The sequence below is a fragment of the Streptomyces sp. NPDC003042 genome (genome assembly GCF_053591315.1).
On record NZ_JBSFTP010000035.1, the window covers coordinates 1 to 25,307 of the forward strand.

The 25,307-nt window shown below is 70.1% G+C and carries 21 protein-coding genes, 1 tRNA gene and 1 pseudogene; 14 read left to right on the forward strand and 9 right to left on the reverse strand.

Annotated elements, in window-relative coordinates; genetic code table 11:
* Positions 1-28: 28 nt before the first annotated feature.
* Entirely contained in the window at positions 29-457 is a 429-nt protein-coding gene (locus ACWDYJ_RS18710; protein WP_451566659.1) for a hypothetical protein, read from the reverse strand.
* A 293-nt stretch (positions 458-750) separates the two neighbouring features.
* On the opposite strand from ACWDYJ_RS18710, the gene ACWDYJ_RS18715 reads away from it, so the two are divergent.
* Positions 751-924 (forward strand): hypothetical protein, encoded by a 174-nt coding sequence (locus tag ACWDYJ_RS18715; protein WP_451566660.1) that lies wholly within the window; start codon positions 751-753, stop codon positions 922-924.
* A gap of 151 nt (positions 925-1,075) precedes the next feature.
* Here the strand turns inward: ACWDYJ_RS18715 and ACWDYJ_RS18720 are convergent, their stop codons facing one another.
* Positions 1,076-1,372 (reverse strand): hypothetical protein, encoded by a 297-nt coding sequence (locus ACWDYJ_RS18720; RefSeq protein WP_451566661.1) that lies wholly within the window; start codon positions 1,370-1,372, stop codon positions 1,076-1,078.
* A gap of 103 nt (positions 1,373-1,475) precedes the next feature.
* Here ACWDYJ_RS18720 and ACWDYJ_RS18725 point away from each other — a divergent pair, with 103 nt between their 5' ends.
* Both ACWDYJ_RS18725 and ACWDYJ_RS18730 read left to right on the forward strand, forming a co-directional pair.
* Positions 1,476-2,060, forward strand: coding sequence for a hypothetical protein (locus tag ACWDYJ_RS18725; protein ID WP_451566662.1), 585 nt, complete (start codon positions 1,476-1,478; stop codon positions 2,058-2,060).
* Positions 2,061-2,075: 15 nt separating this feature from the next.
* Positions 2,076-2,149, forward strand: a tRNA-Met gene (locus ACWDYJ_RS18730).
* A gap of 385 nt (positions 2,150-2,534) precedes the next feature.
* Here ACWDYJ_RS18730 and ACWDYJ_RS18735 read toward each other — a convergent pair.
* Positions 2,535-4,583 carry an amidohydrolase family protein gene (locus tag ACWDYJ_RS18735; RefSeq protein ID WP_451566663.1) on the reverse strand — a complete coding sequence of 683 codons (2,049 nt, stop codon included), beginning with the start codon at positions 4,581-4,583 and terminating at the stop codon, positions 2,535-2,537.
* Positions 4,584-5,140: 557 nt separating this feature from the next.
* Here ACWDYJ_RS18735 and ACWDYJ_RS18740 point away from each other — a divergent pair.
* Positions 5,141-5,536: an ATP-binding protein gene (locus ACWDYJ_RS18740; RefSeq protein ID WP_451566664.1), complete on the forward strand. Its 396-nt coding sequence runs from the start codon at positions 5,141-5,143 to the stop codon at positions 5,534-5,536.
* Between the two features lie 401 nt (positions 5,537-5,937).
* Complete coding sequence (locus ACWDYJ_RS18745) at positions 5,938-7,554, forward strand: phospholipase D family protein (RefSeq protein WP_451566665.1); 1,617 nt, start codon at positions 5,938-5,940, stop codon at positions 7,552-7,554.
* Between the two features lie 488 nt (positions 7,555-8,042).
* On the opposite strand, the gene ACWDYJ_RS18750 is transcribed toward ACWDYJ_RS18745, so the two are convergent.
* On the reverse strand, positions 8,043-8,420 hold the full coding sequence (locus tag ACWDYJ_RS18750; protein ID WP_451566666.1) for a hypothetical protein: 378 nt from the start codon (positions 8,418-8,420) through the stop codon (positions 8,043-8,045).
* 806 nt (positions 8,421-9,226) lie between these two features.
* Between ACWDYJ_RS18750 and ACWDYJ_RS18755 the strand changes: the two genes are divergently transcribed.
* The 3 genes and pseudogenes from ACWDYJ_RS18755 to ACWDYJ_RS18765 form a co-directional block, all read left to right on the forward strand.
* Positions 9,227-10,948, forward strand: coding sequence for an immunity 49 family protein (locus tag ACWDYJ_RS18755; RefSeq protein WP_451566667.1), 1,722 nt, complete (start codon positions 9,227-9,229; stop codon positions 10,946-10,948).
* Between the two features lie 1,156 nt (positions 10,949-12,104).
* Positions 12,105-12,557, forward strand: a complete 453-nt coding sequence (locus ACWDYJ_RS18760) for a hypothetical protein (protein ID WP_451566668.1) — start codon at positions 12,105-12,107, stop codon at positions 12,555-12,557.
* Positions 12,554-12,803, forward strand: a pseudogene (locus ACWDYJ_RS18765) (helix-turn-helix domain-containing protein); the annotation flags it as partial. The gene ACWDYJ_RS18760 and the pseudogene ACWDYJ_RS18765, both read left to right, overlap by 4 nt.
* Positions 12,804-13,094: 291 nt before the next feature.
* Here ACWDYJ_RS18765 and ACWDYJ_RS18770 read toward each other — a convergent pair.
* Positions 13,095-14,000, reverse strand: coding sequence for a LysR family transcriptional regulator (locus tag ACWDYJ_RS18770; RefSeq protein WP_451566669.1), 906 nt, complete (start codon positions 13,998-14,000; stop codon positions 13,095-13,097).
* 194 nt (positions 14,001-14,194) lie between these two features.
* Between ACWDYJ_RS18770 and ACWDYJ_RS18775 the strand changes: the two genes are divergently transcribed.
* Positions 14,195-14,761, forward strand: a complete 567-nt coding sequence (locus tag ACWDYJ_RS18775) for a dihydrofolate reductase family protein (RefSeq protein ID WP_451566670.1) — start codon at positions 14,195-14,197, stop codon at positions 14,759-14,761.
* 71 nt (positions 14,762-14,832) lie between these two features.
* Here the strand turns inward: ACWDYJ_RS18775 and ACWDYJ_RS18780 are convergent, their stop codons facing one another.
* Positions 14,833-15,261, reverse strand: a complete 429-nt coding sequence (locus tag ACWDYJ_RS18780) for a DoxX family protein (RefSeq protein ID WP_451566671.1) — start codon at positions 15,259-15,261, stop codon at positions 14,833-14,835.
* A 106-nt stretch (positions 15,262-15,367) separates the two neighbouring features.
* Between ACWDYJ_RS18780 and ACWDYJ_RS18785 the strand changes: the two genes are divergently transcribed.
* Positions 15,368-15,940, forward strand: coding sequence for a TetR/AcrR family transcriptional regulator (locus tag ACWDYJ_RS18785; protein WP_451566672.1), 573 nt, complete (start codon positions 15,368-15,370; stop codon positions 15,938-15,940).
* 161 nt (positions 15,941-16,101) lie between these two features.
* On the opposite strand, the gene ACWDYJ_RS18790 is transcribed toward ACWDYJ_RS18785, so the two are convergent.
* Entirely contained in the window at positions 16,102-16,803 is a 702-nt protein-coding gene (locus ACWDYJ_RS18790) for an NAD(P)-dependent oxidoreductase (protein WP_451566673.1), read from the reverse strand.
* A 112-nt stretch (positions 16,804-16,915) separates the two neighbouring features.
* Here ACWDYJ_RS18790 and ACWDYJ_RS18795 point away from each other — a divergent pair, with 112 nt between their 5' ends.
* On the forward strand, positions 16,916-17,626 hold the full coding sequence (locus ACWDYJ_RS18795; RefSeq protein WP_451566674.1) for a TetR/AcrR family transcriptional regulator: 711 nt from the start codon (positions 16,916-16,918) through the stop codon (positions 17,624-17,626).
* Between the two features lie 87 nt (positions 17,627-17,713).
* Here ACWDYJ_RS18795 and ACWDYJ_RS18800 read toward each other — a convergent pair whose 3' ends face one another.
* Together ACWDYJ_RS18800 and ACWDYJ_RS18805 are read right to left on the reverse strand one after the other, a co-directional pair.
* Positions 17,714-18,784, reverse strand: coding sequence for a helix-turn-helix domain-containing protein (locus ACWDYJ_RS18800; protein ID WP_451566675.1), 1,071 nt, complete (start codon positions 18,782-18,784; stop codon positions 17,714-17,716).
* Positions 18,785-19,075: 291 nt separating this feature from the next.
* Positions 19,076-20,728, reverse strand: coding sequence for a PucR family transcriptional regulator (locus tag ACWDYJ_RS18805; RefSeq protein ID WP_451566676.1), 1,653 nt, complete (start codon positions 20,726-20,728; stop codon positions 19,076-19,078).
* A 286-nt stretch (positions 20,729-21,014) separates the two neighbouring features.
* On the opposite strand from ACWDYJ_RS18805, the gene ACWDYJ_RS18810 reads away from it, so the two are divergent.
* From ACWDYJ_RS18810 to pucD, 3 genes are read left to right on the forward strand one after another with little or no spacing between them, the layout of a single operon-like run.
* On the forward strand, positions 21,015-21,908 hold the full coding sequence (locus ACWDYJ_RS18810) for an FAD binding domain-containing protein (protein WP_451566677.1): 894 nt from the start codon (positions 21,015-21,017) through the stop codon (positions 21,906-21,908).
* 2 nt (positions 21,909-21,910) lie between these two features.
* Positions 21,911-22,525, forward strand: coding sequence for a (2Fe-2S)-binding protein (locus ACWDYJ_RS18815; protein ID WP_451566678.1), 615 nt, complete (start codon positions 21,911-21,913; stop codon positions 22,523-22,525).
* A gap of 2 nt (positions 22,526-22,527) precedes the next feature.
* Entirely contained in the window at positions 22,528-24,915 is a 2,388-nt protein-coding gene (gene pucD / locus ACWDYJ_RS18820; protein ID WP_451566679.1) for a xanthine dehydrogenase subunit D, read from the forward strand.
* Positions 24,916-25,307: the final 392 nt, after the last annotated feature.

Sequence of the window (25,307 nt, forward strand, 5' to 3'; positions counted from 1 at the left end):
AGCCCGCGCCATCGCGGGCTGCGGCAGGTCAACCGCTGGAGGGCTGCGCGCCTTCCCCGAATCCCGGGACGTCGGCCACGGTGACGTCCAGGCGCGGTCGTACGAAGCGCGGGGGTGGGTGCCGCCATGCTCCTCGGTCGATGGCGGTGTCCGCGCTGACTTCGGCGACCAGCTCGGGGACGACGAGGATCGGGTCGAGGGGTTCGCGGCTGCCCCAGGCGGCGGCGAACCGTACGCCGGTCCACGGATGGTCGGAGCCGGCGGCGGTGAGGTGGTCGGCGAGCCGGCGGGCCGCGTCCGGCTTCAGGGGCGTGGCGCGGCCGACCGCGCGGAGCCGACCGTCTTGGTCGTAGCGTCCGAGGACGAGCAGCTGCTCGGCGCCGACCTCCGCCACCAGCGCCGGGCGGACCCACACCACGTCCAGGACGTCACGGCTCCCCCACGTCGCGAACCGCACACCCTCCCAAGGCCGCCCGCGGGCGGCTGAGGCGAGGTGCTCGCCCACCTGCTGGGCCTGCTCCGGGCGGGGACCGGCGGCTAGAACTCAGCTGGTGCTTGCCGGTCAGTCGCTCCGGCGGCTTGGTAGAAGTTGCGTTCCCTCATTCGGCCGTCAGCGGTGGCTGACGGGCACGATTCACGGTTTTCTGTACAACGCGACCCGCGTTTGGAAGCGGGCACGCGGCGGGGTGAGGCCACGCTTCAAAAAGGCCAGCCCGTCCATGAGGTCAACTTCGAGAAGTGGAGACAGCGATGGAATACAACCAGGGCGACCGAGTGCAGTACACGGGGCCGGACAAGCAGAAGCACACGGGCCAGATCCAGAGGGTCCAGAACGAGTCATCCCCCGTGAAGTACATCATCAAGGACGAGCAAACGAAGAAGGAACAGCAGATCGACGAGGCGCAGATTCAGCGGGGGCTGTAGCTAGTCCGCTAACCAGCCCGCAGGGCTGTCGATCAGGCACGCAATAGGGATACAAAAGGGCGGCGCTTCCTCGCCGCCCTTTTGCTATTCTGTCTGCGCTTTGTATTCGGCTCAGGCGGTCCATCCGTTGTCGAAGCCGGTCAAGGGGCGCTCACAGCAGTCCAGAGTCGTGGGCGGAACCGGTGTTGCTGCCCCCGCCCACGAGGTCGCGGCGGCGGCCGACGGCGGCCACCTGGTCCGGGCGAGCATCGGGGGACTCGACGTCACCGCCGAGGTAGACGAGGAGCCCGGCTCGGACAAGGCGGCCGACCGCCGAGGCGGTCACCCTCGGCCGGCACATCGGGAGCGGGACCCCCACGGCCTCCGTCAGCCGATCCGCCGCCCACCCCGCACCCACCGGGTCCCGCAGAGCCGCGCGGACCGCCTCCGGATCGACGACCTCCACCACCGCCCGCGGCCACTCCCCTCGGCCGGCGCCCGCCGGCGGAACCAGGCCCGAGCCGGCCGCCCACCGCCACGCCGCCACCCTGGTGGCCGGTCTGGCCCGTCGCGTGGCAGCGCTGCTTCACCTCGTGCGACGTCATGTCGAAGCCGGCGGCCGAATGCCGGTGGAGCCGGGCGATGTTGTCGTCCAGGGCGAAGACCTTGGGCAGTGGGTCAAAGCGCAGCGCTTCGGCTGGGACACCCTCGCGCCCGGGCAGCAGTGGCTGCTGGAGAGCATCCTCGAATTGGAGCCGGCGAGCGAGCGGGAGAAAGTCCGGGCCCTGGGGCGGACCAGCCAGGCCGACAAATGGAAGATCAACCTGGCGGCAGCCGCCCAGTTCTACCAGCGGGAAGGCCACCTCACCGTCCCCCGCAAACACGTCGAAACCATCAGCGTCGACGAGCGGGGACTGCCCGCCCTCCCGCACACGGAGAATGTCACTGAGCGACGATCGGATCGCGCAGCTGGACGCGATCGGGATGAGGTGGGCCGCATGATGCCGTGTGAACCCAGCGAACCACTGCCTGTCAGGCGGGCCGTCGACGGGCAGCTCTACCCGCCACCATGCGCACATCCAACTCATCTCCATCGCCGGACGGCCAGAGCCCCGAGCAGGGCCAAGACGGTAAAAGGCGGTGCTGCAGTGCCGTAAGGTGAGGTTTACCGACGCGGGGTGGAGCAGTTCGGTAGCTCGCTGGGCTCATAATCCAGAGGTCGCAGGTTCAAATCCTGTCCCCGCTACTGAACAGAAGGGCCCGGATCCACAAGGATCCGGGCCCTTCTGCTTTACCCCAGCGCGGTGGGCGTCGCGGAACGCTCCCTCGAAGCTCTCCCCGCCGGCGGACAGCGGCTCGCTGGGAACCCCCGCACCCTGGCAGCCCGGCTTCTGACGGCACCCCCGCAAACCAGCGCGAGGGTGATCTGATCAGGGCATGCCCAACAAGCACCGTGTGACGCGCAACCACATCGAACGGTGGAACGGACGGGTGCTGCCGGACGGCCTAATGCCCGTCAGCTTCATCACTGTTCTCCGGGGCTCAATACTGCCGAACGTGGTCTGGCTGGGAGTCGCCGCCTTCGTGTACGTCATCTACAACCCGGTGGCCACCATCATCCAAGGAGGGCATCAGGAGCCGGCCCGGAGCCGGGTCGCTGCCGCTTCCGCTTCCCGTACGATGCGGTCGGGGTCGACGTCGACGAGGCGGCCGTCGAGCTTGAGCGGCCGACCATTCACGAAGACCGCGTGGACGTTCTCCGGGCGGCCGTTGAAGACAATCTGGTTGACCCAGTCGAACCGTGGCGCGAAGTTGAGCGTGGCGGGGTCGATCACGATGACGTCGGCGAGCTTACCGGGTGTCAGCGAGCCGACTTTGTCGGCCATGCCGATCGCTTCGGCGCCGCCGAGCGTGGCGACCCGCAGCACGTCGTGAACCTTGGGGAACACCGAAACCTCCAGCGAGCGCACCCTCTGGAGGCCGATGGCCGTCTTCATGAGGGCGAAGAAGTCCGAGGTGTCGTTGGTGCCGCCGTCCTGGCCGAGCCCGACCTTGACGCCGCGCCGCCCGAGGTCCGGCAGCCGCATGATCCCCGAGGCGAGCCGCATGTTGCTCAACGGGCAGTGCGAGACCCGTACGTCGTGCGCGGCCACCGCGGCGATCTCGTCGTCGGTCAGGTGGATCGCATGGTTCATCAGCAGCCGCGGACCCAGCGCGCCGATGTCCGTGAGGACGCCGATCGGATCGTCCGCGCGCTGCTCGGTGCGTTCGAGGACGTGGCTGTTGAGCATGACGCCGAGGTCCTGAGCTACTTCCCAGTGGACTCGGTTGAGGCCCTGGATGGCTCGAGCCGCGTGCGTGGCGACCTGCACCGAGGCAAGCGGAAGCGGTTCTATGAGTTCCCGCTTCACCCGCGTGATCAGCCCGGCGTCCCGTTCGGCCTGGAACATCGCGTAGGTGAAACGCACCCCTGAATCGGCCAGAGCCCGCACGTACTGGACCGTCGTGTCGTAGGGGATAGCGTCCACCCAGTCCACGAGCGTGGTCACGCCGGACTGTACGGAGTCGAGGGCTCCGAGGCGGACGAAGCGGTACATGTCTGCTGCTGTGATCCGGGGGAACGTTGCCCGGTTGCAGCCGGCTAGCCACCCGAAGAGGTCGCGGTCCGCGCAACCGCCGCGCATTGACGACTGCCACAGGTGAGTGTGGATGTCGACGAACCCCGGCATCACCAGCTTGCCGGTGGCATCGATCACCTGCGTACCGGAAGGCGTCAGCAGCTGCTTGCCCACGGCCGCGATGACGCCGTTTTTCATGAGGACGTCCGCGTGCTCGACCGTTCCCAGGGGGCCGTCACCGAGCGCGGGGTCCATGGTGAGCAGGAGCGCGGCGTTCCTGAGCACAGTGGTCCGCCCTGCCAGCGTTCCGCCTCTCGGCTGCGTCCGGCCGACGCCGAGGACGGACGGAACGGCCACGGCCATCCCCAGGCCGGCCAGAACGCCGCGACGGCTGGGCGCTCCGGGCTCCCGCGGAAGTACGGGGTGGTCCGCAAGGGTGGCGGACGTGGCAGCCGCGTGCGGGTCGGCGAGCCGCACCTCGGTCCGGAACGGCTCGGACATGCGTGCGGCTAAGTCCGGTGCGGCGGTTGAGGCGGTGCCGGGACGATCGCTGAGCGGGTCCATGTCGTGTTGCCTCCCAACGAACACGGGTCGGATCACTCTTCCCCTGCACCGACGAGACGTCAGATGAAAGCGGGGAGCGTACCTGAATCGTCTGTCAGGCGAAGGTCTTTCCGATAGAGGTGCGTCAACATTTTGTGGAAGCCGGATGGGTGGCACGGAAGGAGGAGGGTTCCCATCGCGCTCAGGCGAACGGCCTGCGCCTGTACTGCTGGTCGTCGCTGTCAACCACCAGGGCCCGGAACCGCTTTCCGCGTCCGGCAACCGAACCGTGCGCGTACGACCACCGGAGCCGGACACCACGAGCGTGGCAGCGGGCAGGCCGGTGGGGACGGCGATCTTGTCGTGGGCCACCAGCCAGTCGACCACCGCACGCCGCTCGAACTCCGAATGCGCTTCCGTGCCGCCCATCGGGTCCGGGAAACCGGGCAGGGGCCGGCGCCAGTTCACGACCGCGGCCCGGCCCACCCCGGCGATCCGACCCACCTCCGCCGGCAGCACCCTGTCCTCCCCCGGGTGGACCGGAACGAGCGCGACGAGCGGTGAACGGCGGCCCGTCCGGTCCGGAAGAACTGCCGCCAATCCACTGACGGCCGCACCAGCGGCAACACGGCAACGTCCACGGCGCAGTACAGCGGCACCATGTCCGTACAGCGTGTCCGTACAGCGTGTCCGTACACCTTGTAGGCCACCGTCACCGTGCCCACCGGGCACCCAACCGAGCCGGACCTCCCCACATCAGGTTCTTGATCACATGGCCGGGTGTAGCGCGCCCGGCCAGTGCCTGGACATGACACGAGCAGCCAACTCAACCCGAGTGGGTGGCTCAATTCACCGGGGAAACGATCCCCCCGATGCACGGCCCGCCGAAGCAACCCAGGCAATTGCCCCGCGCGGAGAAGACCCACGTGCCGGCAGCCAGCCAGACCCTCCGTTCCAAGCAGGCGGTCCCGGGCCCGCGCAGGTGCTGCGCCACTCCCAGCGCGGGCCTACCCGCGTCGGGGCCGCCCGATGGGGCAGGCGCACTACGACGGGCACCCAAGACGGAAGGAGGTCCCATGAAAGCGCCCGTGCTCGATCAGAGGCTGCCGCCTGCCGGTGAAGCCGCCGCGTCAGCACGTGAGGCGACCCGCGCCTTCCTCGCCAACGCCGCCCACGTCCGGCCCCCCACCCACCCAGGAAGCGCCGACATCGCGCTCCTGGTCGTCGGTGAACTCGTCTCGAACGCGATCCGGCACACCGACGGCCCCTGCACGCTCCACCTCGCCCTGCACGGCGACCACATCCACATCGCCGTCGCCGATACCAACCCCGACCCGCCTCAGCCGCGCCTACCCCACACCGACGGCACCGGCGGATGGGGATGGATCCTGATCAACCACCTCACCACCGACGTACGCATCGAGCCGACACCCGACGGCGGCAAAACCATCCACACCCACATCCCCTGGTAACCAGCGGATGACATGCTCGCCCAGCGGGGGATCGGCTGGGCTCAAGTGAACGCCGGCGGGAGTTGTCCAGGCCCTGAGGCAAGCCTGATCCCGACGAGGAAGGACCGATGGATCTTCGGGGACAAGGAGACGGGGCAGTATCTGTAAGTTCGCTTGGACCAACATCACGAGGTGGCGAGGTCGTCGAGCCGTTTGACGCCCTGTGGCGTCGGAATGGGCATGCTGCCGACCGGGAACCGGGGCCACGGCCGGCTCCGGAGCGGGAGCAGGCGCGGACGGGGCCGCACCCGGTGCCGGGGCGGGCGCGGGCGGCACGGCGGCGGACGCGGCGCCGCCACGCACCCGGAACACGGTGCCTGAAACCGCGCCGGGCGGGTAGCCGGTCCAGGGAGGCACCAAAAATGCGACGCAGTGACTGGATGCTCACCGCTGGTGAACGCGGGAACACCGCCACGCGGGTGGACAGACGCCACCCCGACGGCGCCGCCTGGACCCGCGGCAACGAGGCGCGACCGCTCGTGCACGGCTCCACGTACTTCGCGGAGCTCCTGCGGAACATCCGGGCCCAGCGCCGGGGAGACCTCGTCCTCTTCACGGACTGGCGCGGCGACCCCGACGAACGGCTCGACGGCGAGGGTACGGAGATCGGCGCCGTGCTGGCGGGGGCGGCCTCGCGCGGCGTGATCGTCAAGGGCCTCATCTGGCGCTCCCACCTGGACGGATTGCGGTTCAGCGAGAGCGAGAACCGGCACCTCGGGGAGGAGATCGAGGCGGCGGGTGGTGAATGCCTGCTCGACATGCGGGTCCGCCCCGGAGGAAGCCACCACCAGAAGCTGGTCGTCCTGCGCCACCGCGGCCGCCCCGCCCTGGACGTGGCCTACGTCGGCGGGATCGACCTGTGCCACAGCCGCAACGACGACGCCTCGCACGACGGGGATCCGCAGGCGATGCCCTTGGCGGCCGCCTACGGTCCCCGACCACCTTGGCACGACGTCCAACTGGCCGTCCGGGGACCGGCCGTCGGTGACATCGAGGCGGGCTTCCGCGAACGCTGGGAGGACCCGGCCGCGCTGAGCCGCAGCCCGCTCGTCAAGCTGCGGGAGCTCATCAACGGGGAGGACACCTACGCGGATCCCATCCCGCCGCAACTCCCCGACCCCCCGCCCTGCGGCCACCACACCGTGCAGGTACTGCGCACCTATCCGAACCGGCTGCTGCACGGCTACCCCTTCGCGCCGGACGGGGAGCGCAGCGTCGCGCGCAGCTACCTCAAGGCGCTGAAGCGGGCCAGGCGGCTCATCTACCTGGAGGACCAGTACCTCTGGTCCCCCGAGGTGGTGGAGTGCTTCGCCCGCGCGCTGCGCGAGAACTCCGAACTCCGCCTGATCGCCGTGATACCCACCGTGCCCGACCAGGACGGCCGGCTGTCCCTGCCCATGAACCTGGTCGGACGGGTCAAGGCGCTGGACAAACTGCGCGAGGCGGGCGGCGGACGGGTGGCGGTCTACGGGCTGGAGAACCGCGCCGGCACTCCTGTGTACGTGCACGCCAAGGTGTGCGACGTCGACGACGTGTGGGCCACGATCGGATCCGACAACATCAACCTCCGGTCCTGGACCCACGACTCGGAACTCAACTGCGCTGTCCTGGACGACGACGTGGATGCCCGCGCGCCCGCCGATCCCGCCGGGCTGGGTGACGGCGCCCGCCGCTTCGCGAGGGAGCTGCGGCTGGAACTCTCCCGCGAGCACCTCGACGTCCCCGAGCCCGACGCCCCCGGCGGCCCGGACCCGCTGTGCGACCCGCTACGGGCCTTCGAGGCGTTCGCCGCGAGCGCTGCCGCGCTGGACGCCTGGCACGAGGGCGGCCGCCGCGGCCCGAAACCGCCCGGCCGACTGCGTGCCTACCGTCCGCCCGACCTCTCGTACGCCGCCCGCCGCTTCACCATGCCGCTGCACCGGCTCCTCATCGACCCGGACGGCCGTACGTTCGGCCTTCGGCGGCGCAACGCCTTCTGACCGCGGCCGGGGGACGGCATCCTGCCGGATCGGGTTCGTGATCAGCCGGCGGGCGGGGCGGCGACAGCGGAGTTCTGGCGCTCGGCCGGCGCAGCGGCAACGGGACGCCGAGGGCCTGCGTCAGCCCGGTCCGCCGCCCGCCCCGCACCCACCGGGCCCCGCAGCGCCGCCGGGTACGTAGCCTCCACCACCGCCCGCGACCACTTCCCCCGCCCGGCGTCCGCCGACGGAACCAGGCCCGAGCTGTCGCGGACCACCAGCCGCCCGTCCAGCCCTGTAACCGCCATCCCCGCCCGGCGCCCCAGACCACCCCGTCCTCCCGGCGTCCGGAACTCCTCCTCCGGGACCGCGTCCTGCCCCCCGGCACGAACTGGACCTCGCTGCGGTGTCGTCACGGCTCTCGAACAGGTCAGCGCGCCCGTATCCAGACCCTTGGTCCGATCGCCAACGAATCCGCTTCTGCCGCAAGGGTCTCCGCGTACGGAGGGTCACTTTCCGTCGGTGACGTAGTAGTCGTTCTTGAGGTACTCCAGCGTGTAGCTGCCCAGGTCTTCCTCGGAGAAGGTGACGGAGGACCTGACCGCTTCGAGCGGCATCTCGATCTTGTCGAGGGTGCGCACGGGGACGCGCTGCGGATCTACCGTCGCGGTCTGCAGGGCCTTCTTCTGCGCGGGTGAGATCATCTGGAACACGATCACGTACGTCGACGTGCACGGACCGAATCCCTGGTCCTCTGCCTTCTTCGCGCCGGGCCCGGCCACTTCGCAGACCGTGCCGATGTCCTCACGCCCGAGGCCGTGGAGGTACTGCTCGTACCGCTGGATCGCGCGCTCCTTCGTCCTGGGCGCGGGCTGGTTACCGGTCACAGCGGCCGACGGCTTCTCGGTTCCGGCGGACGCGGACGGCGTGCCCGACGGCACTTTCGCCGGTGTGGACGCGGACGGCTGCGAAGGCTTCGCGTCAGCGTTCTCCTTCGCTTTCTCCGGACCGCATCCGCACGCCACCAGCGCCACGCATGCCGAAACCGCCACGCTCACCATCGTCCGCGTTCTCATCAGATCCCCTCCATCAGCCGACTGCCCATCAAGAGCTCACGCAGGATCCGGCGGAACGGTTCCCGACCCGCGACCTGGAGCCGGTGGAGCTGCTGCCACCCGCCGACCGTGGTGACGCCGGAGGCCCCGCAGCAGCGGAAGGTCCGGTGACGAATACCGCACCACCTCTCCACCGCGCCGTCCGCCGCCTCCGCGTCGGTTTGCCGGACTGCCCATCGGCAGCCCCCTCAATCACTGCGGTGGAGCAGATCTGACTCCGGATCGGATTGGCCCTCCCCGCGCCAATGATCGGGGGCCTCATCGAGGAGTAAGGCACGGCGCGGCGTTCCCGGCCCTGGCGCGCGGCCAACAACGGTCACCGCGACGCGGATCACCACTTCCGGGCAGTGGGGGTGCTCGTTGAGCCGAGCCCCAGCGCGGCATTGCAGTCGCACCGCCATCCACCTCATCGGGCTGGCCGCACCACCGCCGCTGACGCACCCGCCGAGTCCCTCGGTGAGCCCGGCTACAGCCCGTGCCGGGCTGGCCTGTCAGATCCCGCGACTAGGCTGTCCGCAGAGATTCGATCAAAGAGCAGGGCAGTGCGGATAGAGCGTCACCAGGTGGGCGGACCCGTCATGTCGGCAGCGCGCGAGGACTTCACGAACCGGATCGGGGGTCAGGTACGGTCCATGTCGCGGGCCGGGCGCATGGCCACCTACGAATGGCAGTCGATCGCCGACGAGTTCCTCGACTACCTGGGCGCCCTCTCCGTCGAGACACCCGACCTCGACACCCCAGAGGCCAAGTCCGCCCTCAAGGACGCCTCCGAAGCCGCGGCCGGCGCCGTCGCTTACGCGGCGTACCACCCGCACTGCAGCTTCCAGGTCTTCCTGGAGTACGTGAACTTCGGCATGAGCTACGACCCGGGTGAGGATGCCCCCGAGGAGAGCGTCACGCCCGGGGAATGGATCGACGCGCTCTGCCTGTCGGTCCTCAGGGACAAAGCCAAGTGGCACGGCGAGGCCTTCCACTTCGCCCGGGAGAAGTTCGCCGAGCAGGCGCAGGGAACGCCCCTCGGCGAACTCGCCACAGGATTGACGGCCGTGGTCCTGGACGACACCGGCGACGACGAGGAGTACCCGCCGAGCGCGCAGGCCAAGCTCGCCGCCATTGACGCGGCCCTGGGCCGCATCCGTACCCGCGCCGAGGAGATCAGCGAGCCATTCCTGGACCGGACGGACAGCGCGGCGCTCCACGCGCTGCGCGCCCTGGTCGTCCAGGACGGGGAGGCGTTCGATGCCGCGCTCGCCGACCTCCTGGCCAGGCACGCCGCCCTGCAGGGCCCCACGGCCTCTCCGAGCACTCTGCTCCCGCTTGTCCCCATCGCTCTCGCCGCGCTCGCGTACCGGACGCTGGGCTGGGCACCGGCCGTCCGCACCGGCTATCTCCCGCACGCCCTGATCACCGGCTTCGAGAGCCGAGGCCCGCGGGTCGCTGGGTTCGGCCGGGACCGGCGGCCGGACGCGGTGGCCGCGCTTGCCGCGGGCCCGCTGGTGGTGGAACGGCCCGCCTGTGAGCGGGACGGGCTTACGCGGATCGAGGCCATGTACGAGGAGGACTTGCAAGAGGCGTTCACCCCCGTCGACGGAAAGCTCCTCGCTGTCTGGCGTCTCGGCAGCGCCATGGGTGATCAGGAGCGCCTCTTCCAGTGGCGGGCGGGGAACCCTGGCGACGTCACGGACGCCCAGCTCGCAACCCTTCGGCTGGCCTCTCGCATCGGGGCGGCCCTGTTCCGCATCGCGCTGGCGGAGCCGGGCACCGAGGCCGAGGTAACCATCGACGGCCGCACGCTGCGCTACCCGGCCGAGCGGAAGGAGGAAGCCGGCGCCCACAACTGGCAGAAGGCCACTGCGTTCGCCCTTATCACCGGCGCACGCGAGGACCTCGCCCCGCTGGTCCTCACCGGCCCTGCCTTCGCCCGCCCGGACGGCTCCGCCTTCAGCGCGTACCGCGAAGCCCTTCACGCCTACCTGAAGGGCACCGACCCCGAACCGGCCGCGCAGCGCGCGCTGCAGCAGGCCGAGAAGGCCAGGGACTGGGGCTTCGCCATGCCGCCGGCCGTACTGCTGTCGCAACTGGTGGAGGGCGACGAGGAGAGCTTCAACCTCGCCCTGGCCGACGCGCTCGAAGCCCACCGCGACTACTACCAGGTCGCCGACCGCGCCGACGATCCGGATGCGTCCTGCAACCTCGACATCCTCGCCCTGGCCTGCCACGCCCGCCGCCGCGGCTGGGACATCCGCGTCGAATCCCCCTACCTTCCGCAAGGCCTCCTGCGGGCCGCTGAACCCTTCTAGGGCGGGGTCCGCGGCGGCCTCGGGCGCGATCCACCGCCGGGTGCTCGGCGTCGGTGACGATGCCGAGCCGTCGCTCCAGGCCGGGGTCGATGACGAGGTCGACGGTCAGGTCGAAAGTGTCGAACCCTGCGGCCGTGCGGACGGTGGGGCGCTCGAAGTCGATGTACCAGTTCCGCAGCCGGCGCCCCGCCCGGAACACCTCGGTGCACATCGACCGATCGCCGTCGGCGCGGGCCTTGGCATACAGGGCGGGCCAGCGGGCCTCCGCTCCCGGCGCGCAGGCGGTCACCAGCGCCTCGCCCGTGTCGGCGGCGACCCGTAACGCCTGCTCGCTCCACACCCGTCCGGAGCGGTGCACGTCGCGCCCTGCGACCGTCTCCCCCGTCTCGAAGCTCCGCACCGTCTCCTCATGCGCCCCGGCCGGCGTGTTCGGCGCTGGGCAAGCCAGCCCATCGCCGATCGGATACCTGGGCAAGCCGCCGTTCGGGGAGGCTTACCCAGGCCCCCTTGGGCTTGCCCGGCTCTCGGCGGCCCCACAGGGGGCGGGTCTCGCCGGTCCCGCCGCAGTGCGCCCAGTGTCCCGGGCGGTCGATCCCGGGCGTGCCGATGGTGCCGGCGGCGTTCTGGAAGCGCCCGGGTGAGGCCGACGGTGTGGGCTGCGCGGAGCGGGAGCTCCTGCCATTTGCCGAGCGTGACCTCCAGCGCGATGTCAGGTCGCGTGCTTACTCGCCGCCCAGGCGAAGCCCGAGGAGCCAGGCTCGCGGTTGGACGCTGCGAACCGAAGCCCCGCCGGGCCGGACTGGGCTGGTGACTCACTGGGCAGTCACTGGCGGTCGGCCACCAGACCTTCTGCCCCAGCAGGAGGGCCGCGGCCGCTGGACGCCTGATGCGGGGCCGCGCCAGATGAAACGGTGCTCGTGAGCGGACGGATACCGCTGGCGGACCTTGTGCATCCGGACGGGCCATCGGTGGTGATACGTTCGAGCCTCCTTCCCCTCCGAGTGTCTTTCGAGCGCTGCGCCGGGACCTGCTGAGCCAGGTGAGGACCGGATGTCGGGATCACGCGGCCGCCACGGGCCGCCTCTGTACTGTCCGGGGGACGCCGCAGAGCCGCCCATTCGGACACGAGAAGAAGCTACGGAGAGGAGTTCAGGTGATGGAACTCGCCGGCCGGGTGGATGGCATCGTCGACGGCGAGGACACGCCCGAGCTGCGGAGGAAGCTCGCGGCAGCCGACCTCTATGACTTGACGTACGAGACGTTCTGGGGAGAGCTGACGTTCCGGGTCGGAGGCGCCGACTTCAGCGGACCAGGGCCCGTTCTGGACACCGCGTACGTGCTGTTCTGCATCGCGGAGGATCTGCGGGAGGAGACCAAGCGGCGCTACTCCGCAGCCGAGGGAGCGGGCGAGTACCTCATCACCCGCAAGGGTGATGAGGTACGGATCCGGGAGGAGCGGGGGCCCTCTGGAACCGTCTCCTACCAGGAATTCCGCTCTGCGACGGCCGCGTTTCTGCGGGACCTCCTCGATGAGCTCTGCTCGCGTTACCCGGAGCTGGCGAGGAATCCGGAGATCGGCAGGATTCGCCGCCGCGTCCGGCCCGTCTGACGCCCCATGCCCGGCTGACCGTCTTCGGTAGGCGCCTGCTGGTCGAACGGGTCGCATCGGGGCCGCCCGGTCGCACACGTGGCCGCCGAGACGGGTATATCGCGGGCCACGGCCCACGAATGGATGCGGCGGTGGCGGGCCGAAGGCGAGTCCGGGCTGCACGACCGCTCCAGCCGGCCTCGCACGACGGCGCACCGGACCCCGGCCGACGTCGGGGCCAGGCTCTGCGACCTGCGTCGGACCCGCAACCAGGTGAAGAAAAGTAGCGGGTCCTACCCGCGTGTCCGTGTCGAGAGTGGCGGTCGCGGGGTGGTTGCCCAGGCCGGCTCCGTGCTGCTGGTCGAGAGTCTCACGGCGGTGCGAGCCGCGCTCGGCGAGTAACCGCACGAGCCGTGAGGGTGCGAACGAGGCGTCCGGTGCGTGGATCGGCCCGGCGCCCAACGGAGTGGAGCTGGTCGTGCGGTTCCTGGCGTGGAAGCCGGCACCAGGTCCAGAAGCTCGTCCAAGGGGCATGCGGCTGGGGTGCTGCGGTGCCGGTCAGGTGGTGGTCGCTTCTCGGAGTGCTCGGCTGTGCAGGCTCTGGAGGAACGCCTGCGCGAGAGGGTTGCGGGATTCAGCCGGCCACAGCAGCCCGTATTCGATGGGCGGCATGTCGGGCAGGGCAACGAAGGCGGTACCGGGGTAGCTGAAGTACTCCTGTGCGCGGTCTGCGAGGGGCGAGACGCCGCGGCCGGTCGCCACGTGTGAAAGGGCCTCCTGCCAGTAGGTGACCGGTGCGGCGTGCGGGATGTGACGGCCCTTGGGTGTGCGCCGGGGGAAGTGGTGGTCCAGCCAGTAGGCGGGGATGTCTCCGGCAACGGCGACGAGGGTGCTGTCGGCCAGGTCCTCGACGCTGACGCGGCCTCGTGCGGCAAAGGGATGCGTGGCCGGAACGAGAAGCGCCCGGGGTTGGCGGTAGATCACCGGGCCGGTGGCTACGTCGGGTTCACGGATCGGGAACTCGGTGAGTTGCAAGTCGACGGTCCGTTTGCGGAGCGGACCGAGGGGGTCGTTGAGCTGTATTTCCCGGACGTGCACGTCGCAGGCAGGGTGCCTGGTGCGGAAGGCGTCCGCAGTGCGCATCACCAGTTCCCCGCACCACGGTGCGGAGAATCCGACCCGCAGCGGCCCGGCGAAGCCCCGGGCCGCCTCGCGGGCGTCGTCGAGGGCGCGGGCGATCCGCTCGGCGGCAGGGCGCAGCTCTTCGTGGAGTGTGCGGCCGATGTCGGTGAGCCGCACATTGCGGCTGGTCCGCTCGAAAAGGGGTGCGCCTATGCGCTTCTCCAGGTGCTTGATGGTCTGGCTGATACGGCCCGGCGACACGCCCAGGCGTTGTGCGGTGCGGCCGAAGTGCAGCTCTTCGGCCAGCGTGAGGAATGCCTGCAGTTCGATGCGTTCGAGCATGGGGCCGCCTCCATTGGCCGGTGGGCGCGCGGCCAAGGTGTCGAATCGTCGGGGTGCCGTCATCGTTCAGCTGGGGTAAAGCACGCTTTAGAAGAAGGATCTTGTTCGGCTTGTCTCCCGCGGAGCAGGCTGGGCGCGGCACTTTGCGCGTCCGCCCCCGCAGAGGGGTGGCCTTATTGGAAGGGGTTGTCACGATGCCTGCACCCGGCAGGATCATTCACTTCGTTCACCAGTCGGCGGACGGTTACATCGAAGGACCCAAGGGTGAGTTCGACTGGCCGGCCATGGGAGGCGAGTTGTCGGACTACTCGCACGACCTGACCGGCAGAGCCGACGCCTTCTTGTACGGACGGAAGGTGTGGGAGCTGATGGCGGGCTACTGGCCTCGGGCCGAGGAGCTCTCCCATGACGAGCACGACCTCAGGTTCGCCCCGGTGTGGCGGAGCACTCCGAAGGTGGTGGTGTCCCGCACGCTGAAGGAGGCGGGGTGGAACACCCGGATCCTCAGGGAGGACTACGCCGAGCAGCTGACCACCCTCAGGAACTCCGGCAAGACCCTGCTGCTGGTCGGCGGTTCGGAACTCGCGGCCGCCCTGACCGCGCGCGACCTCATCGACGAATACCAGATCGTCGTGCACCCGGTGATCCTCGGGGGCGGCAAACCGGTCTTCCGCGACGGCGATCAGCGCATCGGGCTGCGGTTGGAAGGGTCCCGGGTGCTCGATTCCCGTACCGTCCTGTTGCGCTACCTGCGCGCCTGACCCGTCACCGGCACGCGGCCCGGAGCTGACGGGCCGCGTGGGCCGGGGTCCGGCCTGTGGCGTGCGGCCGATCACACTATGGCCAGCGTTGCCGCGGTGACGAAGCCCGCCTGAAGGGCGGTACGGGGTCCCAGCCGAGTGGCGTGGGCAAGCCCGCGTCGGGCGGCCGACACGTTGGCGGGGAACATCGCCAGCAGCATCAGCAGCAGGCCCGCCGCCGCCCAGGGCGCCGTCGCGGGTACCAGCACCCCTATCGCACCAGCCGCTTCCAGCACTCCCGTTACGGTGACCAGCATTTCGGGCCGTGGTATGCGGGGCGGGACCATCTCCACGAGGCGGGCACGCAGTGCGGGGAAGAAGTGGGCGAACGCGGTCAGCAGGAACATCGCGGCCAGCCCTACGCGCAGGGCGGGCTGCCAGCCGTCGAGAGCTGTGACACCAGCCAACCCGGCCAACCGGGAAAGCAGGAAGCCGGAGATGAGAGCGATCAAAGGCTGCATAGAAGTCCCCCTCGTCACGCGCCGGGGGCTCCCCCGACACGAACTTGACGCCGCCAAGATTGCCCAGACCGAGGGAACTTGTCAACGACAAGATAGAATGGGGTGCATGACCGACCGGCCCTACCACCACGGCAATCTCCGCGACACCCTTCTGGCCGCCGCGACCAAGGCCATCGAGGAAAACGGCCCTTCGGCGCTGAGCCTGCGCGACCTCGCCCGCCGCGCAGGCGTCTCCCACGCCGCCCCCACGCACCACTTCGGCGACAAGGCCGGCCTGCTCACCGCGCTCGCCGCCCGCGGCTACGACCTGCTGGCCGACGCGGTACGCGCCGCCGGAGATGACCTGCTGGAGGCAGGCGTCGCCTACGTACGGTTCGCTGTTGACCACCGCGCCTGCTTCGAGGTGATGTTCCAGCCCGGCCTCTACCACCCCGACGAACCCGAAGTGGCGGCAGCCCGCCGGCGCGCCGACGAAGCCCTGGCCGAAGCCGTCGCCCACCTCGCCGGCGACGGCGACGCGGCGCATGCCAAGCTGGCAGCCTGGTCCGTCGCTCACGGCTTCGCCGCCCTGTGGACCAGCGGAGCGCTGCCACTCGGACATGACCAGGACCCCGGCGACGCCGCGCGCACCGTACTCACCCACCTCGTCCGCAACCAGGACTCGCCCAACGGCGGGTGACGGGAATGGCATGGGGTGGGCGGGTGGGTGTGCCGGTCACCGTATCGACCACTCCCCCACCCGCAGACGCAGCCCCATGATCGAGCCCCGCCTGCCCCGACCGTGGCGCATCTCAGGAGGCGCCGGGTACGCATCAGTCGCGAGGGTCCGCCCGCGTCGGCTCAATAGCCGATGGTGAAGCGGCGCTGGACGAAGCGAGGCAGTTCGGCTTCGTCGATCAGAGCAACGGCCGCGTCCTCCATGGAGATGCGGCTGCGTCCCTCGGCATCCAGGACCGGCTGGTCGCCGCCCATGCGGAAGCGGGCCGTGCGTTCGCCGGGGGCGATGTCCTCTGCGGGACTGAAGTAGGTCCACAGCCGGTTCGATGTCCGCAGTACGTTCAGGGCGTCGCGGTGACCCCGTACGGCGGCGGAGTACTCCCGCGGCAGGCCGATCTCGTCGAGGGTCTCGTGCAGGAGTGCGTCGCAGTCCGCCCGCACGAGACCCGGTTCGATCTCCAGGCTGCCGGCACCGCCGATGACGATCAAGCGGGTCCTCGGGTGGCTTTCCAGTGCTTTCAGCAGGGCTCGCGCGGCGGTGGCATACACGGTGGGGTCGGCGATCGAGCGGGCCACCACGTCGGCGATGTCCTTGGCGCCGTTGCCGGGCTGGAACGCACTGATCAGCACGTCCAGCCCTGGGAGGACCGCGGCGATGCTGCCGGCATCGAGGACGTCGACGCTGTTCCAAACGATGTTCTCGCGCGGCTCCTCGACCTGTCCGGCGTCACGACTGAGGGCCGTCACCTGATGGCCGCGGCCAAGGGCTTCGACGACGACTCGGCTGCCGATGCTGCCTGTGGCTCCGATGACTCCGATGTGCACTGACTCTCCCCAGTTGTCTTGCCGTAACGGCGGTTATGCACGGCGCTCAGAAAACTATACGGCGTGAACTTACTGTACGGCGCTCAGTGCAAGCACGCTGTACAGTAGTGCGGTGGGAACGATCACAGGACGCCGCGAGCGGCTGCGCGCCGAGACAACCGCCGAAATCAAGAAGGTCGCGCTCGCCCTCATGACCTCGGGCGGACCGGACGCGATCACCCTGCGGGCCATCGCCCGCGAGATGGGCATGACCGCCAACGCCATCTACGGCTACTTCGCCACCCGCGACGACCTGGTCACAGCACTGATCCACGACGTGTACACCTCGCTGGCCGACACGGTCGACAACGCATGGAATACCGCACCCACCGCGGACCCGGCCACCAGGATCAAGGCATGGGCAACCGCGTTCAGGGATTGGGCCCTGACCCACCCCGAAGGCTTCCGCCTCATCTACGGCGACCCTGTCCCCGGCTACAGGGCGCCTGAAGGCGGCGCCGCCCCCGACGCGGCCCACCGCGTCTGCACCGGCATTACCGCCCTGGCCGCCGAAGCCTGGCCGCACGCCGAATCCCGCTACGCCGACAGCGACTTCCGATGGTCCGACTTCGACGCCGACCTGCTCGCCAAGGTCCGCCCGGCCTTCCCGGCGCTGCCCCCGGCAGGCGTTGCTCTCGCCCTGCGCATCTGGAGTCACCTGCACGGCCTGGTGTCGCTGGAGGTCTACGGCCACCTCGGGAATCAGACACTCGACCCGGGCAAGCTCTTCCGCGAGGAACTGACCCAACTCATCAGATCACTACGGATCCCCCCGACCGCCTGACGGCCGTGCCTCAAGGCGCACCCGTAGTCGTGAGCCGGGCTCACCGCCCACCGGCGGATCGCCCGGCACCACAAGAGCAGTCCGGCCCTATCGGGGACAGTGAGCCTTTTCAGCGTGGCCAGGCGAAGGATCTCGCCGCCGCCGGGTACGGGCCCGGCCCAGTTCGGCGGCCAGCGCGGGGGCGGAGGCCAGCCCTTGCTCGGTCATGCGCTCGGCGGCGATCTGCAGGGCCAGCGGGAGGTAGGCGCACCGCTGGGCGATGACCGCCAGCACCTCGTCGGCGTCGTCGGACCCGGCGGGTGTGTCCGCCGCGTCCTGCCCGTTCTCGGCGGCGGGAGCCGCGCGCCGGCCGAGCTCCCGGCGCAGCAGGAGCACGGCCTCGTCGGTGGCCAGCGCGTCCAGGCTCAGGCGCAGCGCGCCGTGCCGGACGCTCAGCCCGGCCATCCGCCGGCGGCTGGTCACCAGGAACAGGCTGCTCCCGGCGGCGGGCAGCAGCGGGGCCACCTGCGCCACCGAGTCGGCGTCGTCGAGCAGCACGATGACCCGGCGCTCGGCCAGGGCGCTGCGCAGCAGTGCCGTCCGCTCGGAGGGGTCGACCGAGGCGCCTGCGGTCAGGGGTCCGAGGGTGCGCAGCAGCCCGGCGGCGACGTCGCCGGGTACGGCGGGGAGACCGGCGGGGCCGTGGGTCTGGAGGTCCGCGAATTGCGCTCCGTCGGGGTAGGAGGGGCTCAGGCTGCGGGCGAGGGAGACGGCGAAGGTGGTCTTGCCGACGCCGCCTATCCCGTCCAGCGCGATGACGGCGGGCCCTCGTTGGCGGGCAAGGAACGCCTCGACGCGGGCGAGTTCCCCGTGCCGCCCCCACATCTGGCCGACGGCGGGGAGCTGTGCCGGTACGGGCCGCGCGGGCGGGGCCGGCGCCCCGGCGCCTTCCGTACCTTCGACGGCCTCCGGCCGCCTGACCGGTTCCAGCGGTCCGTCCGTCGTCAGCAGCCGGGCCAGCTCGCCGTCCGTGCCCATCGTGTGGTCGCACAGCCGGGCCAGTTCGAGCGACGGCATACGGGACCCGTTCTCGACGCGGCTGAGATAGCCCTTGCTGTAGTGGACCAGTTCCGACAGCCGCGACAGCGACCAGCCGCGCTCCAGGCGAAGGGTTCGCATACGTTCTCCGACCAACACCCTTGTGCCCCCGCATTGTTCACGGTCGGGCGGCCCGCCTGGCGGACCGCCCGAAAGTCCCCCCTACGTCCACTCATGGAACGTCCGGGGAGGAGCATCCCGTGAACGATGTATGACCCAAGTAAATTCCGCTGTCCAGCAGCGAATCCGAGCCATACAGGGGGCTCGAAGCAACCAAGTCCGGCGCGGACCCCATGGATTCCGCGCGGTGGCTCACACGTCGCGGAGCCTTACGGCGAACACGGCGAGTACGACCGCGGCGATCGGCCAGTCTCAGCCGGCCCTCAGGGCCGCAAGGAAGTCCAGTCTGGTCTCGAGCCGGGCCAGGTCCCGGCCGGTGAGCTGCTCGATGCGGGCGACGCGGTGGCGCAACGAGTTGACGTGCAGGTGGAGTTGGGCGGCGCATTTGGTCCAGGACCCGTCACACTCCAGGAACCTCTCCAGCGTGGGCAGGAGATCGGTCTGGTGGCGGCTGTCGTGGTCGCGCAGGGGGCCGAGTAGGCGGGCGGCGAAGGCTTGCCGGGTCTCGGCCGGGATGAGGGGCAGCAGCGACAGGATGTGCGAGGTGAGGTCGTCGGGGCCGCGTACGGTCACTCGTTCCGGGCCGCCATCGGCGACCCGCAGGGCGGTGCGGGCCTCGTCGAGCGCTCGGCGTGCGCTCCCGGCCGCTTCCACCGGAGAGCTGACACCGATGGAGAGGCGGCCCGTCGGGCCGAGCCAGCGCCCGAGCGCCGCGGCGAGTCTCCGCTGGAGGGCAGCGCAGTCGAGGACCGGTTCGGGGAGCGCGTCGGTGGGCTCGGGGACCAGCACGAAGAGTACGGCGTGTTCGTCGTCGACGGTGGCGGCGATGTCTTGCGGCGAGACCGGCACCGGGCCGTCCTGTTGGATCAGGGCCTCCTCCAGGAGTACGCGCAGGGCCGAGGCGGGGATGGGGCAGGTTCCGTGCCACCCTCCCCTGGCGACCACGAACTGGCAGCGCTGCCAGGTGTCCTTCTGGCTGACGACGGCCTGCGCGGTGCTGCTCAGCCGGACGGGGATCTCGTCGGGTGGAACGCGGCTGTGCAGCAGGTCGAGGAGTTGACGGGCCAGGTCGTTCAGCGCCACCTTCGCCTGGTCGTGTGCGGATCGCGCGTCAGCGGCCAGTTCGACGATCCGGTCGAGGAGTTCCACATCTGTCGCGGGCCAGGTTGACGTGTCGGCCTCCACGACCAGCAGCCAGTCACCCAACTCGGCGGCGGGCTCCGCCGCGGTCGACGGCCCGGCGGCGTGTACCGGCACGAGAGAGTAGAGCCGATCCCCGAATGTGACCCGGTGGGGAGCCGCCTCGCACGAGCGGCGCGCGGCGAGATACCTCCCGGCCAGTGCCACCGCCGTCTTGGCATGCAGCGGAGGGCGGGGCCCGGCGATCTGACGTCCAGTCGGGGACAGAACGCGCACGTCCAAGCCGAGGCTGTGCCGCAGGAGCTCCAGTATGGAGTCCGGAGCATTCTGGTCCATGAGGAGCCGTCGGTGGCGTTCGACCACGGCGGCGAGGTCGCCGGCGTGCCCGCCGTGCAGACGGCGCAGGACGTGTTCGGTGACCGCGCTGAACGATGTTTCAGGTCTCACGGCTACGAGTGGAAGCCCGTGGCGTCGGCAGGCGCGTACGAGGTCTTCCGGGACGAGTCCGTGTGCGGCTTCGCCGGCGGCGAGGGCTGCGACGCCCGCCTGATCGAGGATGCGCACAAAACCCTCGGCGTCTCCGTCCTCCCGCCACCAGGCGAGTTCGGTGAGGACGAGTTCACCGCCGGTGAGGAAGCGACCGGGGTCGGCCAGGTCGATGGTCGGGACGGCGCGTATGGCGCGATCGAGCACGCCGTCGGTGCCCTGGCCCACGAGCAGAAGCAGCCCCAGTTCGTCGATGTCCAGGAGTTCGCGTAGTCGCATGATCGCCACCCTCTCACGCACCGCTACTTGTGGAACATGGATCGCCGCAGTTCAACGTCGTGATGCGGTGGGAAAGGACAGTCGTCCACAGGCGACGGAGAAGCCTGCTTTGAGCGATCGGTGACTGCCTCGCCCCCTTGATCGCGCTGTCTACTTCTGTGCACCCGGCCGATAGCGGCTTCGGGCCCCTGACTCGAAACGAACGCTCTGGACGAACGCGCTGGGCGAACGCGCCAGGCGAACGTCCCGCCACGAACGACCCGACACGAAGAGAGGAGAGCCGCTCATGGACTTCCTTCGCCCCGCCGGCTGGGAGGAGGCGCTCGCCGCCAAGGCCGAGCACCCCACGGCTGTTCCGATTGCGGGTGGCACCGATGTGATGGTCGAGATCAACTTCGACCACCGTCGCCCCCAGTACCTCCTGGACCTGGGCCGCATCGCCGAACTCCGGGAGTGGCACGTTGACAAGGAGACCGTCCAGCTGGGCGCCTCCGTGCCGTACACCGAGATCATGGAGAACCTGCGGGCCGAGCTCCCCGGTCTCGCGCTCGCCTCGCACACCGTGGCCTCGCCGCAGATCCGCAATCGCGGGGGCGTCGGCGGCAACCTCGGCACCGCCTCGCCGGCCGGTGACGCGCACCCCGCGCTGCTCGCCGCCGGCGCCCGGGTCGAGGTCGAGTCGGTCCGCGGTTCGCGCCTGATCCCGATCGACGAGTTCTACACCGGCGTCAAGCGCAATGCGCTTGCCCCGGACGAGCTCATCAAGGCCGTCCACATCAAGAAGGCGGACGGCCCCCAGCAGTACGCCAAGGTGGGCACGCGGAACGCCATGGTGATCGCCGTGTGCGCCTTCGGTATCGCGCTGCACCCGCAGACCCGCACCGTGCGCACCGGCATCGGCTCGGCGGCGCCCACCCCGATCCGGGCCAAGGCCGCCGAGGAGTTCCTGGGCGCCGCGCTCGAAGAGGGCGGGTTCTGGGACAACGGCAGGATCATCACCCCGTCGATCGCCAAGCAGTTCGCGGAGCTCTGCTCCGGCGCCGCCAACCCGATCGACGACGTCCGCGGCACCGCGAGCTACCGCAAGCACGCCGTGGGCATCATGGCCCGCCGCACGCTCGGCTGGACCTGGGAGTCGTACCGCGGCGGCAAGGGCCGTGGAGCGGAAGGAGTTGCGTGACCATGCGCGTCAACATCACGGTCAACGGCCGTCAGCAGGAGGTCGACGACGTCTGGGAGGGCGAGTCCCTTCTGTACGTGCTGCGCGAGCGCATGGGGCTTCCCGGTTCCAAGAACGCCTGTGAGCAGGGCGAGTGCGGCTCCTGCACCGTGCGTCTCGACGGCGTCCCGGTGTGTTCGTGTCTCGTCGCCGCAGGGCAGGCCGAGGGCCGCGAGGTCGTGACGGTCGAGGGCCTCGCCGACCACGCCGAGCAGCGTGCCGCGCACGGGGGTCGCGGCACCGACGATGGCGAGGGCACCTCCCTGCGGGACGCACAGCAGTGGTCCGCCAAGGGCACCGACTCGCAGACCGGTGAGGGCACCGAACTCGCCCCGATCCAACGGGCGTTCATCGACGCCGGCGCCGTCCAGTGCGGCTTCTGCACCCCCGGTCTCCTGGTCGCCGCCGACGAGCTCCTCGAGCGCAACAGCGAGCCGTCCGACGCGGACATCCGCGAGGCGCTCTCCGGCAACCTCTGCCGCTGCACGGGTTACGAGAAGATCCTGGACGCGGTCCGCCTGGCCGCGGCTCGCCAGGAGCGACAGGAACGACAAGGACTCCAGGAAGGCGCGGTCTGATCATGGCTGGCACCACCACCGGTATCCCCACCAACGTCACCCAGGGCTCCCGGACCAAGGGCGGCATCGGCGAGTCGACGCTGCGCCCGGACGGCACCCTGAAGGTCACCGGCGAGTTCGCCTACTCCTCGGACATGTGGCACGAGGACATGCTGTGGGGCCAGATCCTGCGGTCCACGGTCGCCCACGCCGAGATCGTGTCCATCGACACCTCCGAGGCTCTCGCGATGGACGGCGTCTACGCCGTCATGACGTACGACGACCTGCCGGCCGCGATGAAGTACTACGGCATGGAGTTCCAGGACACCCCTGTCCTGGCCCACGGCAAGGTACGTCACCACGGTGAGCCGGTCGCCCTCGTGGGCGCCGACCACCCGGAGACCGCGCGCCGCGCCGCCGCGAAGATCAAGATCGAGTACAAGGAGCTGCCCCTCATCACCGATGAGGCCTCGGCGACCGCTCCCGACGCTGTACGAGTTCACGAGAACCGCGACGACCACCACGCCGGTCACGTCCCGCACCCGAACATCGTGCACCGCCAGCCGATCATCCGCGGCAACGTGGAAGAGGCCCGCGAGCGCGCCGACGTCATCGTCGAGGGCGAGTACACCTTCGGCATGCAGGACCAGGCCTTCCTCGGCCCGGAGTCCGGTCTCGCCATCCCCGCCGAGGACGGCGGCGTCGACCTGTACTGCGCCACCCAGTGGCTGCACTCGGACCTCAAGCAGATCGCCCCGGTCCTCGGCCTGCCCGAGGAAAAGGTGCGCATGACGATGGCCGGCGTCGGCGGCGCGTTCGGTGGCCGCGAGGACATCTCGATGCAGATCCTCGCCTGCCTGCTCGCGCTGCGCACGGGCAAGCCGGTCAAGATCGTCTACAACCGCTTCGAATCCTTCTTCGGGCACGTCCACCGGCACCCGGCGAAGCTCTACTACGAGCACGGCGCCACCAAGGACGGCAAGCTCACGCACATGAAGTGCAAGATCGTGCTCGACGGCGGCGCCTACGCGTCGTCCACGGCCTCGGTCGTCGGCAACGCCGCGTCCCTCTCGGTCGGCCCGTACGTCATCGACGACGTCGACATCGAGGCGATCGGCCTCTACAGCAACAACCCGCCCTGTGGTGCCATGCGCGGCTTCGGCGCGGTCCAGGCGTGCTTCGCGTACGAGGCCCAAATGGACAAGCTTGCCGCCAAGTTGGGCATGGATCCGGTGGAGTTCCGGCAGAAGAACGCGATGGAGCAGGGCACGATCATGCCGACCGGGCAGCCGGTCGAATCGCCCGCCCCGGTCGCCGAGCTGCTGCGCCGCGTCAAGTCCCGCCCGTTGCCGCCGGAGCGCCAGTGGGAGTCCAGCGAGGGCGCGGACGTCCGCGCGCTGCCCGGCGGTCTGTCCAACACCACGCACGGCGAGGGCGTCGTCCGCGGCGTCGGCTACGCGGTCGGCATCAAGAACGTCGGCTTCTCCGAGGGCTTCGACGACTACTCGACCGCCAAGGTGCGCATCGAGGTCATCAACGGCGAGCCCGTCGTGATGGTCCACACGGCCATGGCAGAGGTCGGCCAGGGCGGTGTCACCATCCACGCGCAGATCGCCCGTACCGAACTGGGTGTCACGCAGGTGACCATCCACCCGGCCGACACCCAGGTCGGCTCCGCCGGTTCGACCTCGGCGGGCCGCCAGACGTACATGACCGGCGGCGCCATCAAGAACTCCTGCGAACTCGTCCGCGAGAAGGTCCTGCAGATCGGCCGGCGCAAGTTCGGCCCGTACCACCCGGCGTGGGCCACGGCCGAACTGCTCCTGGAGGGCGGCAAGGTCGTCACCGACGGCGGCGAAGTCCTCTCCACCCTCGTGGACGTCCTGGAGGACGAGGTCGTGGAGGTCGAGGAGGAGTGGCGGCACCGCCCCACCGAGCCCTTCGACCTGCGCACCGGACAGGGCAACGGCCACGTCCAGTACTCCTTCGCCGCGCACCGCGCGGTGGTGGAGGTGGACACCGAGCTCGGCCTGGTCAAGGTCATCGAGCTGGCCTGCGCGCAGGACGTCGGCAAGGCGCTCAACCCGCTGTCCGTCGTCGGCCAGATCCAGGGTGGCACCACCCAGGGCCTCGGCGTCGCGGTGATGGAGGAGATCATCGTCGACCCGAAGACCGCGAAGGTGAAGAACCCCTCCTTCACGGACTACCTGATCCCGACCATCCTCGACACCCCGACCATCCCGGTCGACTACCTCGAGCTGGCGGACCCGAACGCGCCGTACGGAGTGCGCGGTATCGGCGAGGCCCCGACCCTGTCGTCCACCCCGGCCGTCGTCGCGGCGATCCGGAACGCGACCGGCCTGGAGCTCAACAAGACGCCGGTCCGCCCCGAGCACCTCACCGGGACCTGACCGACACCCTTCTCCAGTCTGTCTTCCGGGCGGCGCGTGTCGGTACGCCGCGCCGCCGCCCGGGACCACCCACCGCGTGCCGTTTCCCGACTCGCGGCGCAGCAGCCATGACCCGGATCTCCATGGGCGCGAGAAACCACACCGGACGACGCGGACTGCGGCTCGCGCACCTCCTGCCGCGGGATCGTGGCTCGACCGATACTTCCACTGACCGTCGGCCGTGAGCGAAGGGGACGGGCAGTCGATTCCCTCGAACGGGCGAGGTCTCCGGCTGACAGCCCGAGGCGGGCAAGCCACGCCGAGGCGCTTGCCCAGCCGTCATCGACCGGCCGCTTCGGGGTAGCGGGCGCGGCGCCCGTCCGAGTCGTCGACGCCGAATCTCGTACCAGGGC

What these genes read in the sequence shown, in the direction of transcription:
- ACWDYJ_RS18780 (WP_451566671.1), bottom strand. Translation starts at nt 15,261, where the DNA reads ATGCAGCCTTTGATCGCTCTCATCTCCGGCTTCCTGCTTTCCCGGTTG.
- pucD (WP_451566679.1), top strand. Translation starts at nt 22,528, where the DNA reads ATGGCTGGCACCACCACCGGTATCCCCACCAACGTCACCCAGGGCTCC.
- ACWDYJ_RS18810 (WP_451566677.1), top strand. Translation starts at nt 21,015, where the DNA reads ATGGACTTCCTTCGCCCCGCCGGCTGGGAGGAGGCGCTCGCCGCCAAG.
- ACWDYJ_RS18740 (WP_451566664.1), top strand. Translation starts at nt 5,141, where the DNA reads ATGAAAGCGCCCGTGCTCGATCAGAGGCTGCCGCCTGCCGGTGAAGCC.
- ACWDYJ_RS18770 (WP_451566669.1), bottom strand. Translation starts at nt 14,000, where the DNA reads ATGCTCGAACGCATCGAACTGCAGGCATTCCTCACGCTGGCCGAAGAG.
- ACWDYJ_RS18760 (WP_451566668.1), top strand. Translation starts at nt 12,105, where the DNA reads ATGGAACTCGCCGGCCGGGTGGATGGCATCGTCGACGGCGAGGACACG.
- ACWDYJ_RS18755 (WP_451566667.1), top strand. Translation starts at nt 9,227, where the DNA reads ATGTCGGCAGCGCGCGAGGACTTCACGAACCGGATCGGGGGTCAGGTA.
- ACWDYJ_RS18805 (WP_451566676.1), bottom strand. Translation starts at nt 20,728, where the DNA reads ATGCGACTACGCGAACTCCTGGACATCGACGAACTGGGGCTGCTTCTG.
- ACWDYJ_RS18745 (WP_451566665.1), top strand. Translation starts at nt 5,938, where the DNA reads ATGCGACGCAGTGACTGGATGCTCACCGCTGGTGAACGCGGGAACACC.
- ACWDYJ_RS18775 (WP_451566670.1), top strand. Translation starts at nt 14,195, where the DNA reads ATGCCTGCACCCGGCAGGATCATTCACTTCGTTCACCAGTCGGCGGAC.
- ACWDYJ_RS18815 (WP_451566678.1), top strand. Translation starts at nt 21,911, where the DNA reads ATGCGCGTCAACATCACGGTCAACGGCCGTCAGCAGGAGGTCGACGAC.
- ACWDYJ_RS18785 (WP_451566672.1), top strand. Translation starts at nt 15,368, where the DNA reads ATGACCGACCGGCCCTACCACCACGGCAATCTCCGCGACACCCTTCTG.
- ACWDYJ_RS18800 (WP_451566675.1), bottom strand. Translation starts at nt 18,784, where the DNA reads ATGCGAACCCTTCGCCTGGAGCGCGGCTGGTCGCTGTCGCGGCTGTCG.
- ACWDYJ_RS18715 (WP_451566660.1), top strand. Translation starts at nt 751, where the DNA reads ATGGAATACAACCAGGGCGACCGAGTGCAGTACACGGGGCCGGACAAG.